23 protein-coding genes and 1 tRNA gene are annotated in these 13,752 nt (G+C 64.6%); 21 read left to right on the top strand and 3 right to left on the bottom strand.

Translation table 11 applies throughout. The features are described from left to right. Positions 1-72 precede the first annotated feature (72 nt). The 13 genes from AC50X6_RS07820 to AC50X6_RS07760 all read left to right on the top strand — a co-directional run bounded on the left by AC50X6_RS07820 (position 73) and on the right by AC50X6_RS07760 (position 5,406). Positions 73-480: a hypothetical protein gene (locus tag AC50X6_RS07820; RefSeq protein WP_494965670.1), complete on the top strand. Its 408-nt coding sequence runs from the start codon at positions 73-75 to the stop codon at positions 478-480. Between the two features lie 248 nt (positions 481-728). Further along, the gene (locus AC50X6_RS07815) at positions 729-1,145 is read left to right on the top strand and encodes a hypothetical protein (RefSeq protein ID WP_494965669.1); all 417 of its coding nucleotides are present in this window, start codon (positions 729-731) and stop codon (positions 1,143-1,145) included. A 539-nt stretch (positions 1,146-1,684) separates the two neighbouring features. After that, positions 1,685-1,945 carry a hypothetical protein gene (locus AC50X6_RS07810; protein ID WP_494965668.1) on the top strand — a complete coding sequence of 87 codons (261 nt, stop codon included), beginning with the start codon at positions 1,685-1,687 and terminating at the stop codon, positions 1,943-1,945. A gap of 94 nt (positions 1,946-2,039) precedes the next feature. Continuing rightward, on the top strand, positions 2,040-2,246 hold the full coding sequence (locus tag AC50X6_RS07805; protein WP_494965667.1) for a hypothetical protein: 207 nt from the start codon (positions 2,040-2,042) through the stop codon (positions 2,244-2,246). Beyond that, the gene (locus AC50X6_RS07800; RefSeq protein ID WP_494965666.1) at positions 2,243-2,563 is read left to right on the top strand and encodes a hypothetical protein; all 321 of its coding nucleotides are present in this window, start codon (positions 2,243-2,245) and stop codon (positions 2,561-2,563) included. Before AC50X6_RS07805 ends, AC50X6_RS07800 begins: the two co-directional genes overlap by 4 nt. Beyond that, positions 2,560-2,712 carry a hypothetical protein gene (locus AC50X6_RS07795; RefSeq protein ID WP_494965665.1) on the top strand — a complete coding sequence of 51 codons (153 nt, stop codon included), beginning with the start codon at positions 2,560-2,562 and terminating at the stop codon, positions 2,710-2,712. The genes AC50X6_RS07800 and AC50X6_RS07795 overlap by 4 nt, the downstream gene beginning before the upstream one ends. After that, positions 2,709-2,972: a hypothetical protein gene (locus AC50X6_RS07790; protein WP_494965664.1), complete on the top strand. Its 264-nt coding sequence runs from the start codon at positions 2,709-2,711 to the stop codon at positions 2,970-2,972. Before AC50X6_RS07795 ends, AC50X6_RS07790 begins: the two co-directional genes overlap by 4 nt. Beyond that, positions 2,969-3,340: a hypothetical protein gene (locus tag AC50X6_RS07785; protein ID WP_494965663.1), complete on the top strand. Its 372-nt coding sequence runs from the start codon at positions 2,969-2,971 to the stop codon at positions 3,338-3,340. The genes AC50X6_RS07790 and AC50X6_RS07785 overlap by 4 nt, the downstream gene beginning before the upstream one ends. Then, positions 3,337-3,648 carry a hypothetical protein gene (locus AC50X6_RS07780; RefSeq protein WP_494965662.1) on the top strand — a complete coding sequence of 104 codons (312 nt, stop codon included), beginning with the start codon at positions 3,337-3,339 and terminating at the stop codon, positions 3,646-3,648. The genes AC50X6_RS07785 and AC50X6_RS07780 overlap by 4 nt, the downstream gene beginning before the upstream one ends. A gap of 68 nt (positions 3,649-3,716) precedes the next feature. Continuing rightward, positions 3,717-3,842, top strand: a complete 126-nt coding sequence (locus AC50X6_RS07775) for a hypothetical protein (RefSeq protein WP_494965661.1) — start codon at positions 3,717-3,719, stop codon at positions 3,840-3,842. After that, the gene (locus tag AC50X6_RS07770; protein WP_494965660.1) at positions 3,839-4,087 is read left to right on the top strand and encodes a hypothetical protein; all 249 of its coding nucleotides are present in this window, start codon (positions 3,839-3,841) and stop codon (positions 4,085-4,087) included. Before AC50X6_RS07775 ends, AC50X6_RS07770 begins: the two co-directional genes overlap by 4 nt. 270 nt (positions 4,088-4,357) lie before the next feature. After that, positions 4,358-4,774 carry a hypothetical protein gene (locus tag AC50X6_RS07765; RefSeq protein WP_494965659.1) on the top strand — a complete coding sequence of 139 codons (417 nt, stop codon included), beginning with the start codon at positions 4,358-4,360 and terminating at the stop codon, positions 4,772-4,774. Beyond that, positions 4,774-5,406: a hypothetical protein gene (locus AC50X6_RS07760; protein WP_494965658.1), complete on the top strand. Its 633-nt coding sequence runs from the start codon at positions 4,774-4,776 to the stop codon at positions 5,404-5,406. Before AC50X6_RS07765 ends, AC50X6_RS07760 begins: the two co-directional genes overlap by 1 nt. 20 nt (positions 5,407-5,426) lie before the next feature. On the opposite strand, the gene AC50X6_RS07755 is transcribed toward AC50X6_RS07760, so the two are convergent. After that, positions 5,427-5,915, bottom strand: coding sequence for a hypothetical protein (locus AC50X6_RS07755; RefSeq protein WP_494965657.1), 489 nt, complete (start codon positions 5,913-5,915; stop codon positions 5,427-5,429). 99 nt (positions 5,916-6,014) lie between these two features. Between AC50X6_RS07755 and AC50X6_RS07750 the strand changes: the two genes are divergently transcribed. Together AC50X6_RS07750 and AC50X6_RS07745 are read left to right on the top strand one after the other, a co-directional pair. Further along, positions 6,015-6,842 (top strand): hypothetical protein, encoded by an 828-nt coding sequence (locus AC50X6_RS07750; RefSeq protein WP_494965656.1) that lies wholly within the window; start codon positions 6,015-6,017, stop codon positions 6,840-6,842. Positions 6,843-7,110: 268 nt separating this feature from the next. Continuing rightward, positions 7,111-7,183 (top strand) — tRNA-Leu (locus AC50X6_RS07745). Positions 7,184-7,327: 144 nt separating this feature from the next. Here AC50X6_RS07745 and AC50X6_RS07740 read toward each other — a convergent pair. Further along, positions 7,328-7,513 carry a hypothetical protein gene (locus tag AC50X6_RS07740; protein ID WP_494965655.1) on the bottom strand — a complete coding sequence of 62 codons (186 nt, stop codon included), beginning with the start codon at positions 7,511-7,513 and terminating at the stop codon, positions 7,328-7,330. A 90-nt stretch (positions 7,514-7,603) separates the two neighbouring features. Between AC50X6_RS07740 and terL the strand changes: the two genes are divergently transcribed. Genes terL through AC50X6_RS07720 form a run of 4 tightly spaced genes read left to right on the top strand, consistent with a single transcriptional unit; the run spans position 7,604 to position 11,980 of the window. After that, positions 7,604-9,154 (top strand): phage terminase large subunit, encoded by a 1,551-nt coding sequence (gene terL / locus AC50X6_RS07735; protein WP_494965654.1) that lies wholly within the window; start codon positions 7,604-7,606, stop codon positions 9,152-9,154. Between the two features lie 9 nt (positions 9,155-9,163). Continuing rightward, positions 9,164-10,693 (top strand): hypothetical protein, encoded by a 1,530-nt coding sequence (locus AC50X6_RS07730; protein WP_494965653.1) that lies wholly within the window; start codon positions 9,164-9,166, stop codon positions 10,691-10,693. A 9-nt stretch (positions 10,694-10,702) separates the two neighbouring features. Further along, complete coding sequence (locus AC50X6_RS07725; protein ID WP_494965652.1) at positions 10,703-10,918, top strand: hypothetical protein; 216 nt, start codon at positions 10,703-10,705, stop codon at positions 10,916-10,918. 9 nt (positions 10,919-10,927) lie between these two features. After that, positions 10,928-11,980, top strand: a complete 1,053-nt coding sequence (locus AC50X6_RS07720; protein ID WP_494965651.1) for a phage minor head protein — start codon at positions 10,928-10,930, stop codon at positions 11,978-11,980. Here AC50X6_RS07720 and AC50X6_RS07715 read toward each other — a convergent pair. Beyond that, on the bottom strand, positions 11,977-12,144 hold the full coding sequence (locus AC50X6_RS07715; protein ID WP_494965650.1) for a hypothetical protein: 168 nt from the start codon (positions 12,142-12,144) through the stop codon (positions 11,977-11,979). The two genes, AC50X6_RS07720 and AC50X6_RS07715, sit on opposite strands and share 4 nt — an antisense overlap. Before the next feature lie 23 nt (positions 12,145-12,167). Between AC50X6_RS07715 and AC50X6_RS07710 the strand changes: the two genes are divergently transcribed. Together AC50X6_RS07710 and AC50X6_RS07705 are read left to right on the top strand one after the other, a co-directional pair. Next, positions 12,168-13,394, top strand: coding sequence for a hypothetical protein (locus AC50X6_RS07710; protein ID WP_494965649.1), 1,227 nt, complete (start codon positions 12,168-12,170; stop codon positions 13,392-13,394). A gap of 2 nt (positions 13,395-13,396) precedes the next feature. Then, entirely contained in the window at positions 13,397-13,747 is a 351-nt protein-coding gene (locus tag AC50X6_RS07705; protein WP_494965648.1) for a DUF2190 family protein, read from the top strand. Positions 13,748-13,752 lie beyond the last annotated feature (5 nt).

Below are 13,752 nucleotides of genomic sequence, written 5' to 3'. Positions count from 1 at the left end.
CGCCCTCACGAACCAGTCGCGCTTGTTGAGAAACGGGCGCGGCTGGTTCAGGCACCACCAGAAAGGAACCATGTGGAGAAGGACAAGCGGCCGTACTTTGTGCTCACCAACGAGTACCCGCGGCACCGCAAACTCCGCGGCCTCAGCGACAAAGCTTTCCGGTTGCACGTAACCCTTCTCGGGCTCTGCAACGAGGACCGCAACGACGGGATCATCGCCCAATACGACCTCGACATGTTCGGCCCCAAGCCCGGAAAAGAACTCCTCGACGCGAGACTCATAGACAGGACAGACACCGGATACCAGCTACACGACTACCTCAGGCACCAGAACAGCCGGGCCGAAATAGAGCAGCACATCAGCGACGCGCAGACCGCCGGATCCAAGGGCGGGAAGCTCTCCGCCCACAACAAATGGCACGTCAAAAGGGGCATCGTGAACGAGGACTGCGGGCTCTGCCAGGCACCCCAAACCGGCTAACCCCCTTATAAGCAAAACATAAGCGGACCCTTAGATTCGTTACCGAAAAAACGTAAGCGCGTTATAAGCGAAACATAAGCACCATTAACCATTAACCATTAACCACTCTTACTCACCTAGGCGCCTACCCTCACCACTGTTTTTACTAACCAGTTGAAAAAAGAATCGTCGAATCGTCCAGTTACGTAACGCGCAAGCCGCAGACGCTCGACGACGATCTTTCACCCCGCCAAAAAGCCAAGGAAGCCATGACCACCACCCAGCCACTAACCCAGGCCCAAGCAGCCGCACTGGCCGCCGTGCTCACCGAGATCCGACCCGGCGACTGGAAGCAACCCCAACTGCTCAAACTCTTCTGGGATCACCGCGAAGAGCACGCATTCCGGGACCTCACTTTCGCGGCCGTCAAAGCTGCGATCAACCCGGCCGTCAAATCCCCGGCCGTCATCTTCATGCCAGGACCGCACTGGGACACCCCGGACACGAAAGGGCACAAGATGCGTGCGCCCGACTGCCCCGACCACATCGGAAAAGAAGCCACGAACTGTGCCGGATGCTGGGCAGATGTCAAAGCGGGCGACAGACCAGAGAGCCACATCGGCAAACACTGGGCGCCCATCGCCGAACGACTACAAGCCAGCCTCACCACAGAAAGCCGGCCATGACCGCCCTCGCCCAAAGAATCCAGGCAGCCCTCACGCTCCTCTACCCCGACCACATCACCCCGATAGCCAAAACCATGATCGAACGCATCATCGAAGAAACCGAGGACAAAGCATGACCGCCCGGACCGTCCCCTACGGGGCCATGACACACCACACGGAGCAGACCCTGAGAGCCCGCCACCGGGAGGCCTTGGACGTGTACGAGGCGTGGTCGGATCGGGTGCGGTGCAGTGGTGGCGGGGATCGTGTGGCGGCTGAGTTGCAGCGGGGTGAGGCGTGGGGCTGGGTGGTGACGACGCGGGAGGATCTGGACGTGTTCCGTTCGGTGCACCGCCAGCGGGCCGCTACGCCGGGTCAGGGAGGCCAGCAGGGGCGGTCCGGGGTGATTGGGCATGGGTGAGTCTGTGCGGCCCGGAGAAACGCGCACAGCGCTTCCGTCTGGCGCGTGGGAGTTGTTCATTCCGTTGCCGGCGGCATGGATTAACGCGAACGACCGGTTGCATTGGCGGGGGCGGGCGAAGCTCACGAAGGCGTGGCGGATGGCGGCGCACATTCATGCGAGGGTGAACGGTTTGCCGAAGGGTATGGGGCGTGTCCAGGTCACGGCGTACGTGGTGAAACCTACGGCCAGGGCCTACGACGCGCACAATTTGATGCCGACGGCGAAAGCTGTCATGGATGGCCTGGTCGACTATGGGCTGATACGGGATGACACCAACGCGCACCTGGTGGGGCCGGACATCCGGGAGGGCGGGAAGGGTGTGGCCGGCCTTCGTATCGTGATCGAGACACTTCACTAGTCGTTGCACAAACAAGTTGAACTTGTTACGCTTGGGGGACGCAACCGCCCCGGCACCCGAGCTGCAACTCCCCCGGCCCACGAAAAGGAACCCCATGAACGCCACCCCGCACACCACCCGGCCGCCGGTCCCCGAACTGGAGGCGTGCAAACTGTTCAAGCGCGTCACTAAGGCCCGGATCGCCGCCGAACGCGCCACTGCCGACGCCGCCCAGGCATACGCGGAGGCCGAGACTGCACGTGAACACCTAAAGACCGTCGAAGCCGAGTACCGCGCCGTCCGGGCCGAGTGTGTCTCATGAGCGCCCGCGACGAACTGGCGGCGGTCTTGTGGCACCGGAGGCTCCCCTACGGTGGCCTCGCCGGGCTTCACATAAGCCTCGATGCCAACGCGGCACACGCGGCCGCTGAACTGGTCATCGCCGCCGGCTACAGCAAGCCCCGCACGATCACGACATCCGAAGAGTTAGAGGACGCCCAAATGGTGGTTGTCAGGTCCGCAACAGGGACGGTCGCAAACCTAGTGAACGGCCGCGCATACTGCTTCGGCTATGAAACGACGGTCCCGGCGGCAATCCTCGCGCTCCCCGCAACCGTCCTCCACGAGCCCACCCAGTGAGCCGGCACGTCGCGGAACCGTCCGCAAAGACCATCACCCACGAACTCGGCGCCAAAGCCGCCGCCGGGTTATTCGGCACAGCAGCACCCGGCACCGGGAACCACCGCGCCGTCGAAGGGCTCACCGCCCACCAGGAAGGAACACGATGAGCGAGAAGACAGCCGCCGAGCCGGAATCGGTAACCAACGTTGACTACATCTACGGGAGATTGTGGCCGGATGGGACTTTCTCGAAGGTCGGATGGGGTAGCGGGAAGATGGCACGCCGAGAGTTCGAGGAAAAGGGATACGAACTGAAGCTCGTACCGCTTGCACTACGACCCGTATTTGCACAGCGGAAGGTCGTCACTACTACCGAGACCTACCCCGCCGAAGCCGTCCCGAAGACCAGCGCAACGGAGGAATCATGACCACCACTGACCAGCTCGCCGCCATCGAAGTGCGGGCGGACGCAGCGACCGAGGGGCCGTGGGAAGCGGCCGTGTATAGGCACGGCGTGCAGGATTGGCGAATCCGCGTTACCAGCCCCAGCGACTCAGGCATCCACAATCTTGCCGAGGACGTTCTCCCCGCCGACGCCGAGTTCATCGCTCACGCCCGCACGGACGTCCCGGCCCTCATCGCCCTTGTCCGGAAACAGCAGGCGCGGATTGAGCGGGTGGAGTCGCTGGCGGACGAATGGTTCCGGGAGCTGGAAAACCCAGATCACCTGATCCATCTGGAAGACGCCTTGGACACCATCCGCGCCGCGCTCACCGCAACGGAGGGGTCGGAGTGAGCGGGATGGCGGAAGTGCTGCTGAGGTGCAGCCCCCTCGATCTCAAACAGTCGCTCCATGTCGCCAAGGAACTAGAGGCCGCCGGGTTCGGGGACCTCAACCGGGCCGCACAACTCGGGGCGTTGATGGCCTACGACGCGATCGAGGAAACCGCCGTCGCGGAAGCCAAAGCCCAATCACTCGAAGAAGCGGCCCGTGAGATGCGTGCGGAACGGCACGGCTGGTGCCTCGATGACGCTGGCCGCTACTGGATCAGACGGACACTCAACGACTTGGAAGAGCGTGCCGCCGAGATGAGGAAGTCATGAGCCGCAGTGTCCGCACGGACTACGACGCGTTACGGGAACGGGAATCTACGCAGGATGGTATCTGGACAATGACCGAAACCGAGTTCAAGTTCTCACTCGCGCGGGCATGGGATGAAGGTAAGGCCGCGACATTCAACGATCCAGTTGGTATTGCGTTCGGCGATGTCAAAAACCCCTACGAGTCCACCCTGTGACCCCGTATCAGGCGCAGCGTATCCGGTTCGGTATCCTCGCCGCCCGGCACATGCTCGCACGGGAGGCGATGACCCCGGACCAGGTCGACTACCTCGAAGGGTGCGAGGCGGCCGGGTGGAGGCGCGGGGACGCCGGGACCCGGAAGGCATTTGACCGGGAGGAGATCAACATCCAGCACCGCAACGGACGCAAGCGATACTCGTTCCGCGCCTACCGCCTCAGCCTTAGGCAGAACAATGCCTGACATCGACCCTGACGCCGAAGCCCTGGCCACCGCAATCCTCACCCGCCGCAAACGCAAATGCATTGCCGCCGGGACCCACACCGAGGACTGCCAACGCTGCGGGCTCTAGGGTGCACCTGCCCACGATCCGTCTACAACCCGCGATGGCCACGACCGACAGACCCAGGATGCAGAGTGCACGGGGAACCGGAAACGGGTGAGAAACAATAATCAACCCCAGGCGGATATGCGTAAACCAAATGTGTCCGAGCCGAACCCTAGGATGTAGCCATGACTGACAATGACAACCGCCCTGGCGGCACAGACTGGGCCGCGATCTTGGGGAAGCTCGGCCAGGTCCACTCACCCCGCGAAAGCGCGGTGGAGACCGCAAGACGGTTGATGCCGCAAGGACCCTATGTCCCGGACCTTGGCCTAGACAACAGCTACTTGGATGACATAGCAGAGGCGAACCGTGTCAAGCACGAACGCGCAGAGCGCGATAGCGCAAACATCGGCACCACGACCGATGTCATGAATGACATGCTCGCGGCGATGCAGGCCGAGGCCGAACATGCCGTGGCGCGGGACAAGGAGGCGAAGGCCTCGGCGCGGCATAACTTTTGGGTCAGCGTCAGTTCCATGGTTCTGGCGGCCGCAGCAGTAGGCACCCCGTTTATTATCGAAGCGATCAAGGGGTGGAAGTAATGCGATCTGAAGGCGGCCTTGGTGATAAGTGCGGGGCGAAGCTCCGGGGTAAACAGGCGGGGAAGACGTGCTCGAACACCACGCCCGAGGGCGCCACACGGTGTTGGCGGCACGGCGCCAACTCCCCGCAGGCGAAGTCCGCGGCCGCCCGGCGGGTGGCGGAGGCTGAGGCCCGGGAGACCATGGCAAGGGCGGTGCGCACGTTGGGGCTGCCCATCGACGTCGACCCCGGCAAAGCGCTGTTGGATGAGATCCATGTGACCGCCGGCCACGTCCAATGGTTGCGGACCAAAGTCCAGGAACTCGAACCGGACGCCCTCGTGTGGGGCAAGACCCAGACAGATCAGGGCATCGGCCCGCAAGGCCCCGTGGACACCACCACCGAGAAAGCCGGCCCGAACGTCTGGTACACCATGTACCTGACCGAACGGGAGCACCTCGCCAAGGTCTGCGCCTTGGCGTTGAAGGCCGGGATTGAGGAACGCAAAATCAAGCTCGCCGAAGATCAGGGGCTCTTGGTCGCTGATGTGATCCGCCGGATCCTGGGCGCCCTCGGACTCAGCCCCGAACAACAGCAGCTCGTGCCCGTCATTGTGCCCCGGGAACTCCGGGCCCTTGCAGTCGGGGGCTAGCGTGATTTCATCAGGTACCTTTATGTGCTGACGGCCGCGGTATCTGGGCTCGCAACCGGGTTATGATCCGCGTCAGGGGGAGTCTCATCGTAATTGAACAGCTGGAAACCGCCGGCTACCATGAGCGCCCCTCCGAAGAACGCCACTATGCCCACCGCGATAAACGCCGGCCACCAGATGAGGGCCCACACAATGAGCCAGTAGACAGAAACTCCCGTTACGGCGGCTACGAAGATAAGCGTGGCTAGGCTGACACCATTCAGCTGGCGCTTTCCCCTCCGGATTTGCGCCTCGGCATATTTCTTGGTCTCGAACTGTATGAGCCGTTCAATCTCTCCGCGAGTGGACTCGGGAAGGGATTCATGGAGCTTCGCGTGCTGTTTCAGCACGCGAACTGCTGCTGGATCTTGCCTGTCGCTGCGGAGCTTCAGGTACACCCCAACCAGGGGCACGAGGAGGCCACCAATCAATGGTGAGAACTTCATGAGGTCGGAAATAAGTTGATCCACCAGAAAATCCTACGGGCGCACTGGAAGAAAACGCACCGAAACAACTAGAACTTGGTACAATAGCGAGTGGTAATGGGTGGATTTTCAGGGGGTCAAAGCATGACGGTTGAGCAGGAAACGTGCACGGGCGGGGACCACCCCACCAACGCCCAAGGGGTGACCCTCTGCCACCGGTGCACGACAATGCTGGAACTTGACCTGCGGGAAGTCCGGGACGTCTGGGCTAACCTCATGGTCACCGCCGCACGCATGGACAAAGGTGCCGCGTCGATCGGTTACAGCGGCCACTCAGCACCCGCGATCCCCTGCAACTTCGATGCGATTGAACACGGCGACCAGCTCGAAGCCGTGCTTCGGGGCTGGGCCGCACAAATATCAGTCGTCAGCCCGCACTTCACCCCCCAGCGGATCGCGGAGCGCCTACTGAATCAGGTCAAGTGGATCCGCCGCGAAGAGTGGGCCGGCGACCTGAAGCAGGAACTCCGAGAGGCGCTGAACACCGCCAGGCGGGCGACAGACCGGAACGCGGAGCGGGTGTTTGCGGGAATGTGCCCGACCGAAGTGGACGGCGGGGAATGCGCGGCCGCCGTGTTCACGGCCCCGGGCCGTCCCGTCGCCAGGTGTCATAAGTGCAAGGCCCAGTGGGATGTGTCGGAGTGGCGGGGCCGGGCCATCACCGCCGCCGGAATCCATCAAGGCACCCCGGCTGAGCTGTCCCGGATGATCTCGGACCCGGTCACGGGTGAAGCTTTGCCGCAGGCGAGGATCAGGCAGTGGGTGCGGCGGAAGAAGCTGGCCCCCATCGGGATGAACGCGAAGGGTAGCCCCACCTATCAGGTCCGGAAGGTCCGGAACCTATGGGTCAGGATGCAGACGTCCGCCTACGGAAACCCGTCAATGAAGAAACAAGTGGGACTCGCCGCATGAACGCTTGACGCTCGCAGACTTGTCACGTATGTTTTACCCATACTGCGATTCGTGTCCTTGAGGCACGCCAGGCAGCAGAACCCGCCACACCCCCAACGGTGGCGGGTTCTGTCATGCGGTGAGGGTCAACACTGACCGTGACACTAGGTGAAGGCCGGCCGGGCGTAAAACTTTCTGGCGCCTGCAAGGGACGGACCTGCCCGACACCCGCGCAACCACAACTGAATAGCCCGCAGCTGCTGCATGAGACCCGGCAGCTGCGGGTCCAGGGTCTCTAGCCCAACGGCAGAGGCGGCAGGCCCAAACCCTGCACAGTCCCGGTTCAAATCCGGGGAGACCCACTGACGGTGACCGCCCCCGGCCAACAACCGCACACGCGGGGTGAGCCAGTAACCGTCCACCCACCCCAGCGCGGCGGCTGGGTGAGACCGCCGAAACGCCGGACCCCGCCACGGTGCACACGTGGCGGGGCCTGGCACCACGGCTTAGGCGAAGCCGCCGACCCGCGCCTTCGCAGGCTCGCTCGGGGCGTCATTCGCGGTGACGAGACTGTAGGCCTTGGCGAGATCGACGATGTTGTACGTTCCAGCCTCAACTTCCTTCGTGATCTTGTTCAAGATGGCGACGCGTGCAGCCTTGTCTGCGTCGCGGATGTCAGATGAAACGGCCACAATCGGGCCTTTCTACTAGCCAGCTGCTCGGATGCAGCCGGATCACCGCCGACTCTACGTTGAGGGTCCGACATTGCCGAGGAGGATCCCGTGACTGTGGACATGTGGGAAGCAGCTGCCCGCATGTTCGAGCCGCCGCCGCCGGAACCTGAGCGGCCCCGCTGGGAATCCCCCGGCGACCTTGCCAAAGCCGTCGACCCGTCAACCATCCAGACCCCCGCCCTTGACCTCATCGACCAGGCACTCATCGACGTCGAGAACGGCACCTGCGACCGGCTCATCATCTCCATGCCACCCCAGGAGGGGAAGAGTACGAGGGTTACTAAGGTCGGGCCGCTCTGGTTCCTGACCCGCAACCCGGAACGCCGCATCGCCGTCGTCTCCTACTCGGCCGGCCTCGCACTCACCTTCGGGAGGGACATCCGGAAGTTCATCACCGACAACCAAGGCCAGGAAGGCACCCTCGACCTTGGCCTACGGATCAGCCCCGACAACGGCGCCGCATCCGAGTGGGCGCTCGACAAGCACAAAGGCGGCGTGAAGGCGGTCGGCCTCACCGGCGGCCTGACCGGCAAGCCCGCCGACATCCTCTTCATTGACGACCCCGTGTCGAACCGTGAACAGGCCGAGTCCCCGACCTTCCGTGAGCGGGCCAAGAACTTCTGGCGCTCCGTCGGTTCCACCCGCCTCGCCCCCGGCGCACCCGTCATCCTGATCCTCACCCGCTGGCACGTTGACGACATGGCAGGGTTCCTGCTCTCCCAGCCGGACAAGGCCCGCTGGAGGGTCATCAACATCCCCGCCCAGGCCAACCATGACCCGGACAACGGCGAGGCCGACCCGCTCGGGCGTGAACCCGGCGAATGGATGCGCTCCGCCAGGACCAACGAGAAAACCGGCCAGCCCCGCACCCCCGAAGAGTGGGAGCAGATCCGGGTCCAGGCCGGTCCCCGCGACTTCTCCGCCCTCTACCAAGGCTCACCGAACCCGGAGACCGGCAACGTCTTCCCCAAGGAGTGGGCCCGGTACTCCCAGCCCATGTGGATCGAACAGCCCGACGGGTCACGCCGTGTCCCAGGTATTGGGCGGGATGACCACGAGCTGGTCCAGTCGTGGGACCTCACGTTCAAAGACAAGCCCACCTCCGACTTCGTCGTGGGCCAGGTCTGGTTGCGGGTTGGGAACACCGCCTACCTGCTCGATCAGGTCCGGGCGCGGCTGAATTTCAACGCCTCCGAAGCTGCGGTGCTGGCACTCTCCGCGAAGTGGCCGGAGGCTGTGGCGAAGTTCATCGAGGACAAAGCCAACGGCCCGGCGGTCATCAACTCGCTGCAGCGGCGGCTTGTGGGTCTGGTCCCGATCGAACCAGAGGGCAGCAAGTACGCCCGGGCCTCGGCCATCTCACCGCTCGCCCACGCCGGCAACGTGGTCTTACCGACCGCGGAGTTGCTCCCGAACGTGGAAGAGCTCGTCGAAGAGGCGAAGGCGTTCCCCAACGGCGCCCACGACGACACTGTGGACACCATGTCGCAGGCGATCAACCGTCTGCTGCTCATGCCGATCCTCAATCATGGCCGCATCATCGAACCCGACGTTTATGACGTTTACAACGAGCAGGGCTGGTCGATCAGCCCGGTCTAGGAGGCCCCCATGGGTAAGCTCATGCGGCTGCTTGGCCTTCAGGAGGCTGCGACCAGCTCCGAGGTGAAAGTGTATGAGGGCCAGGTCTCAACCTTGCAGTACCGGCTCGAAGAATCGTTGGCGCAGCTGGAACTGTCCCGGGAGAACACGGGTTGGCAGCGGCTCAGTGAGCAGTACGCGCAGGAGTTCACCCGTGACGGGCTGAACCGGGCCGCCGAGATGGGCCGGATCTTCGGTATCGCGAACCCGATCATCAAACGGGGCCGGGAAATCCGGCACGCCTACGTGTTCGGGCAGGGACTCAGTGTCAGTGCCCGCGACCAGGCAGTCAACGACGTTCTGCAAGCGTTCACCGATGATGAGGGGAACCGGGAGGCGTTCTACGGGGCTCAGGCCCGCCAACAGTACGAGGGTGCCCTGTTCGATGAGGGGAATTTCTTCCTCGCCCACTTCACCAACCCGCTGACCGGCCGGGTGAAGGTCCGTTCCGTCCCGTTCGATGAGGTGCAGGACGTCATCACCGCCCCCGGGGACAAAGCAACTCCCTGGTTTTACTTGCGCCAGTGGGTGGAGCTGGATGACGCCGGCAAGGAAGTGCAGCGCAAAGCCTACTACCCGGCACTGAAGTACCAGCCGGCCGCGAAGTACCGCCGCATCAACGACGTGGACGTGCTCTGGGACGCCCCGGTCCGGCATGTGAAGGTCAACGCCGGTCAGGGCTGGAAGTTCGGTATCGGCGACTCCTACGCCGCGATCCCGTGGGCGCTGTCCCACAAAGGATTCCTGGAGGACTGGTCGCTCCTGATGAAGGCCCTCGCCAAGATCGCCTACACCACCTCGAGTAAGTCGTCCGGGGCGGCGCAGGCGAAAAGGGCGCAACTGCAGGGCATGGGCGCCCTGCCTGCCGGGTCCACGGTGAGCATGTCCGATGATCAGAAGCTGGAGGCGGTGCCGAAGTCGGGTGCGACCCTCGATTCTGAGTCGTCCCGGCCGCTCGCCACGATGGCGGCGTCCGCGATGGGTGTCCCGGTCACGATCATCCTCGCGGACCCGGGCCAGACCGGTGCCCGGGCCACAGCCGAAACCCTGGACCTGCCGACACGTTTGATCATGCAGGCCCGGCAGGAGCTTCACACAGAGGTACTCAAGGATTCCATCGGGTACGCCGTCGAACAGGCTGTGATCGCACCGCAGGGCCCGCTGCGGCGGCTCGGCAAAGCGGTCAGGGACGGGGACCGGCTCACCGTCGTCTTCACCGACCCGGAAACGGCGACCATCGAGGTTATGTGGCCGTCCCTGGACGAGGTCGATGTGAAAGTCCTGATGGACGCGATCGTCGCCGCCGACGGCATGCCCGACGTCCCGAAGCTGCCGCTCGTGAAACTCGCCCTGCAGGTCCTGAAGATCAAGGACGTGGACGAGCTGATCGACAAGATCACCGACACGGACGGCAACCTGATTGACCCGGGCGTCACCGCCGGGGACGTCGCGGCCAAAGCCTTCCGCGACGGGCAAAACCCCGCAGACGCACTCAAATAGGAGACCAGCATGTCCAAGACAACAGCAGTAGCCACCCTGCATACCAAGGGTGAAAGCAACGCAGGGCAGACGCCCCTCCAATTCAGCGCGGATTACGCCGATGAACGGAACAAGGAATGGGCGAAGTACACGCCGGCCCTCTCAGTCCAGATGCACGTGACCGATTCGGTTGCTGAGCAGTTCGAGCAGGGCAAGACCTATCTGCTGACTTTCGAACCCCAGTAGGAGGCCAGGATGGCGGTCACGGCTGAGACTTTGCGCATCGTTGACCGTCTCCGCCGCGACCTGACCGTCATGACGGACGCCCAAACCCTGGCCCTCACCCGGGCATGGACGGAGGCGTGGGATGTGCTGGCCCCCGACTTTCAGGCCGCCGTGGTCGAGTTGATGGCCGGCGCCGCGGACGGGAAGATCAGCCGTGCCGTCGTGGCCCGGAACGCCCGGTTGCGGGACGCCCTGCAAACGGCCCGGACCATGCTGGATGAGCTGGCGACCGTCACCGATGTTACGGTGGCCGGTGATGTTGCCCAGGCCGTCCTTGACGCCGTGGACGGGCACGCCGCCATGGTCACGTCGCAACTGCCGCCGAACACGGCCGCCGCCGGGGTGTCGTTCACCCGGATGTCCCCGGACGCACTGGCCGCCATTGTGGAGCGCACCACAAAGCGGATCCACTCCAGTGCACGGCCGATCCCGGCCGACGTGGAACGGGTCATGAAACGCGAACTGATCCGTGGCATCGCCGTTGGTGAGAACCCGCGGGCCACCGCACGCCGGATCATGAAGCAGACCGAGGGCAGGTTCAACGGCGGCCTCACCCGGGCGCTCACCATCGCCCGCACCGAAACACTGGACGCGCACCGGGCCGCCACCCAGGCGTCCGAGAAGGTCAACAAGTCGATCCTCGAAGAGTGGGAATGGCATGCGGCGCTCACCGCCCGCACCTGCCCCTCATGCTGGAGCCGCCACGGCACCCGGCACCCGCTCACCGAGTCAGGGCCGGATGATCACCAGAACGGCCGCTGCGCCCGCGTCACGGTCGCGAAATCGTGGAAAGACCTCGGATTCGACCTCGAGGAACCGCCGTCGCTCACCCCGGACGCCGAGGCCGTGTTCAACAACCTCACCCCGGAGTCGCAGCGGGACATCATGGGCGCCCAACGCCTCGAGCTGCTCCAGTCGGGCAAAGTGTCGTGGGCGGACCTGTCCACCGTCAAACAGACGGACGGCTGGCGGGACTCGAACGTCGTCACCCCCGTGAAAGACCTGCTCGCCCGCTCGGCCTAGGTTCCGTCGCTGAGGGATGGCTCATACTGCACCGTCCCGCACCACTTGCACACCACGGACAGGGACCCGCCGCCCCCGCGCAGGTACACGCCGTGGACTTTCCATTCGTGGCCGGGGCATTCCCCAGGCACCCCCGCATTGTCGTTCCGGTCATCAAGGCCCACACACCCATTCTAGGAGGCTGTCAATGGCCAATCTCATCAAGGAATCCGCGGCAACCGGCACGCTCACGGGCAGCCGCATGGAGATCACCCTCATCACCCCCGGTTGGGGGTCCTCCGGCTACTACTCCCCCGCCGTGCTGGAGCAGGCCGCCGCCGACAAGGTGTTCCCCCGCGGCACGCAGCAGCACATCGACCACCTCGGCGAATCCGAGCGGTTCGAGAAGCCGGCCGGATCCGTGGCCACCCTCGCCGCTGCGCTCGACGAGGACGCCCGGTGGGAGCCGAACTGGGTGGACCCCAAAACCGGGGCCAAGGGCCGGCTCGCGGCCGAATCCCGGGTGTTCTCCAACTGGAGGGCCCCGCTCGCAGACATGGCCGAATTCATTGGGGTGTCCATCGCCGCCGGCGCCGAAGTATCAACGGGTGAGGCCGAGGGCAAAAAGGGCCGCATCATCGAAGCCCTCTTCCCCGACGCCCTCAACCGGGTCGACTTCGTCACCGTCGCCGGCCGCGGCGGGCAGATCACCGAAGTGCTGGAAGCCGCACGGGTCGAAGAAGCCCGCAACGTCGGCGCCTGGCTCGAAGCCCGCATGCACTCCGGCTTCACCCAGATCAGCGACGACATGTACGGAGACGGCCGGCTCACCCGCGAAGAGCGCATCACACTCTCCGGGGCGCTCGGCGAGGCCCTCACCGCGTTCACCGCCCGGGTCGAAGCTGACGCGCCGCAGCTGTTCGAACGCGACCTGTGGCAGGAACCTGAGGCCGCCGCGACGGCGGCCGAGTCCGCCACCAAGAATGTCCCGTCCAATCCGGCCGGGCCACCCCACCCCACCAACGTCAAGGAGACGAACATGGGAAAGATTGAAGTAGACGAATCGGTCCACACGACCGCCGTCGAAGCTTCCGGCCGGGTCCCCGCGCTCGAAGCTGAAAACGCCGACCTGAAATCCAAGCTCGCCGAGGCTGCGAAGAAGGACAACGACTCCACGGCCGCCGCAGTGGTTGCCGAAGCGTTCGCCGGCATCAGCGCCCCCGCCACCGTCAAACTCCTCGCCAGCACCTACGCCCTGACCTCCGAGGGCGCCGTCGACACGGCCGCCCTCAAGGCCAAGGCCGAGGAATCCGCCGCCGAGATCGCCGCATCGTTCGGCGCCGGCACTGTCCGCGGCGTAGGGCACTCCGCCCCCGTCACCGAATCCGCGGACGTCGCCGACGCTGACGTCCTCACCGCCCTGAAGGGAGCCTAACCATGGCCAAGAACCAGCGCTACGCCAACGCCAAGCACATCGAACTGGCCTTCCCCTACGCCCGACTCGCCGGCGAGCCCGTCCGGGTCGGCAACATCTGCGGCGTGGCCCTGAACGACACTGCCAGCGGCGCCCGCGGGACCGTCTGGCTCGACGGTTCCTGGGATGTCCAGGTCACCGGGGCCCTCGCCACCGAAGGCGGGCAGGTCTACATCACCCCGGCCGGCGCCCTCGTGGTCACGGGCACCGGCAACTACCTCTGGGGCGTCGCCCTGGGCACCAAGGCAGCGCCCGCTGGCCCCGTCGAAGTAGCCCCCATCGGCTACACCACCCAGACCGCCGTCGGCGCGTAAGGAGA

The organism is Pseudarthrobacter sp. HLT1-7 (genome assembly GCF_059383435.1).
This window is presented reverse-complemented; position numbering and strand designations above follow the sequence as displayed.

Bases quoted from the DNA above. Each gene is read 5' to 3' on its own strand.
- AC50X6_RS07720 (WP_494965651.1), top strand. From the start codon at position 10,928: ATGGCGGTCACGGCTGAGACTTTGCGCATCGTTGACCGTCTCCGCCGC.
- AC50X6_RS07785 (WP_494965663.1), top strand. From the start codon at position 2,969: ATGACCACCACTGACCAGCTCGCCGCCATCGAAGTGCGGGCGGACGCA.
- AC50X6_RS07730 (WP_494965653.1), top strand. From the start codon at position 9,164: ATGGGTAAGCTCATGCGGCTGCTTGGCCTTCAGGAGGCTGCGACCAGC.
- AC50X6_RS07800 (WP_494965666.1), top strand. From the start codon at position 2,243: ATGAGCGCCCGCGACGAACTGGCGGCGGTCTTGTGGCACCGGAGGCTC.
- AC50X6_RS07710 (WP_494965649.1), top strand. From the start codon at position 12,168: ATGGCCAATCTCATCAAGGAATCCGCGGCAACCGGCACGCTCACGGGC.
- AC50X6_RS07775 (WP_494965661.1), top strand. From the start codon at position 3,717: ATGACCGAAACCGAGTTCAAGTTCTCACTCGCGCGGGCATGGGATGAA.
- AC50X6_RS07725 (WP_494965652.1), top strand. From the start codon at position 10,703: ATGTCCAAGACAACAGCAGTAGCCACCCTGCATACCAAGGGTGAAAGC.
- AC50X6_RS07750 (WP_494965656.1), top strand. From the start codon at position 6,015: ATGACGGTTGAGCAGGAAACGTGCACGGGCGGGGACCACCCCACCAAC.
- AC50X6_RS07790 (WP_494965664.1), top strand. From the start codon at position 2,709: ATGAGCGAGAAGACAGCCGCCGAGCCGGAATCGGTAACCAACGTTGAC.
- AC50X6_RS07805 (WP_494965667.1), top strand. From the start codon at position 2,040: ATGAACGCCACCCCGCACACCACCCGGCCGCCGGTCCCCGAACTGGAG.
- AC50X6_RS07760 (WP_494965658.1), top strand. From the start codon at position 4,774: ATGCGATCTGAAGGCGGCCTTGGTGATAAGTGCGGGGCGAAGCTCCGG.
- AC50X6_RS07765 (WP_494965659.1), top strand. From the start codon at position 4,358: ATGACTGACAATGACAACCGCCCTGGCGGCACAGACTGGGCCGCGATC.
- AC50X6_RS07815 (WP_494965669.1), top strand. From the start codon at position 729: ATGACCACCACCCAGCCACTAACCCAGGCCCAAGCAGCCGCACTGGCC.
- AC50X6_RS07810 (WP_494965668.1), top strand. From the start codon at position 1,685: ATGGCGGCGCACATTCATGCGAGGGTGAACGGTTTGCCGAAGGGTATG.
- AC50X6_RS07705 (WP_494965648.1), top strand. From the start codon at position 13,397: ATGGCCAAGAACCAGCGCTACGCCAACGCCAAGCACATCGAACTGGCC.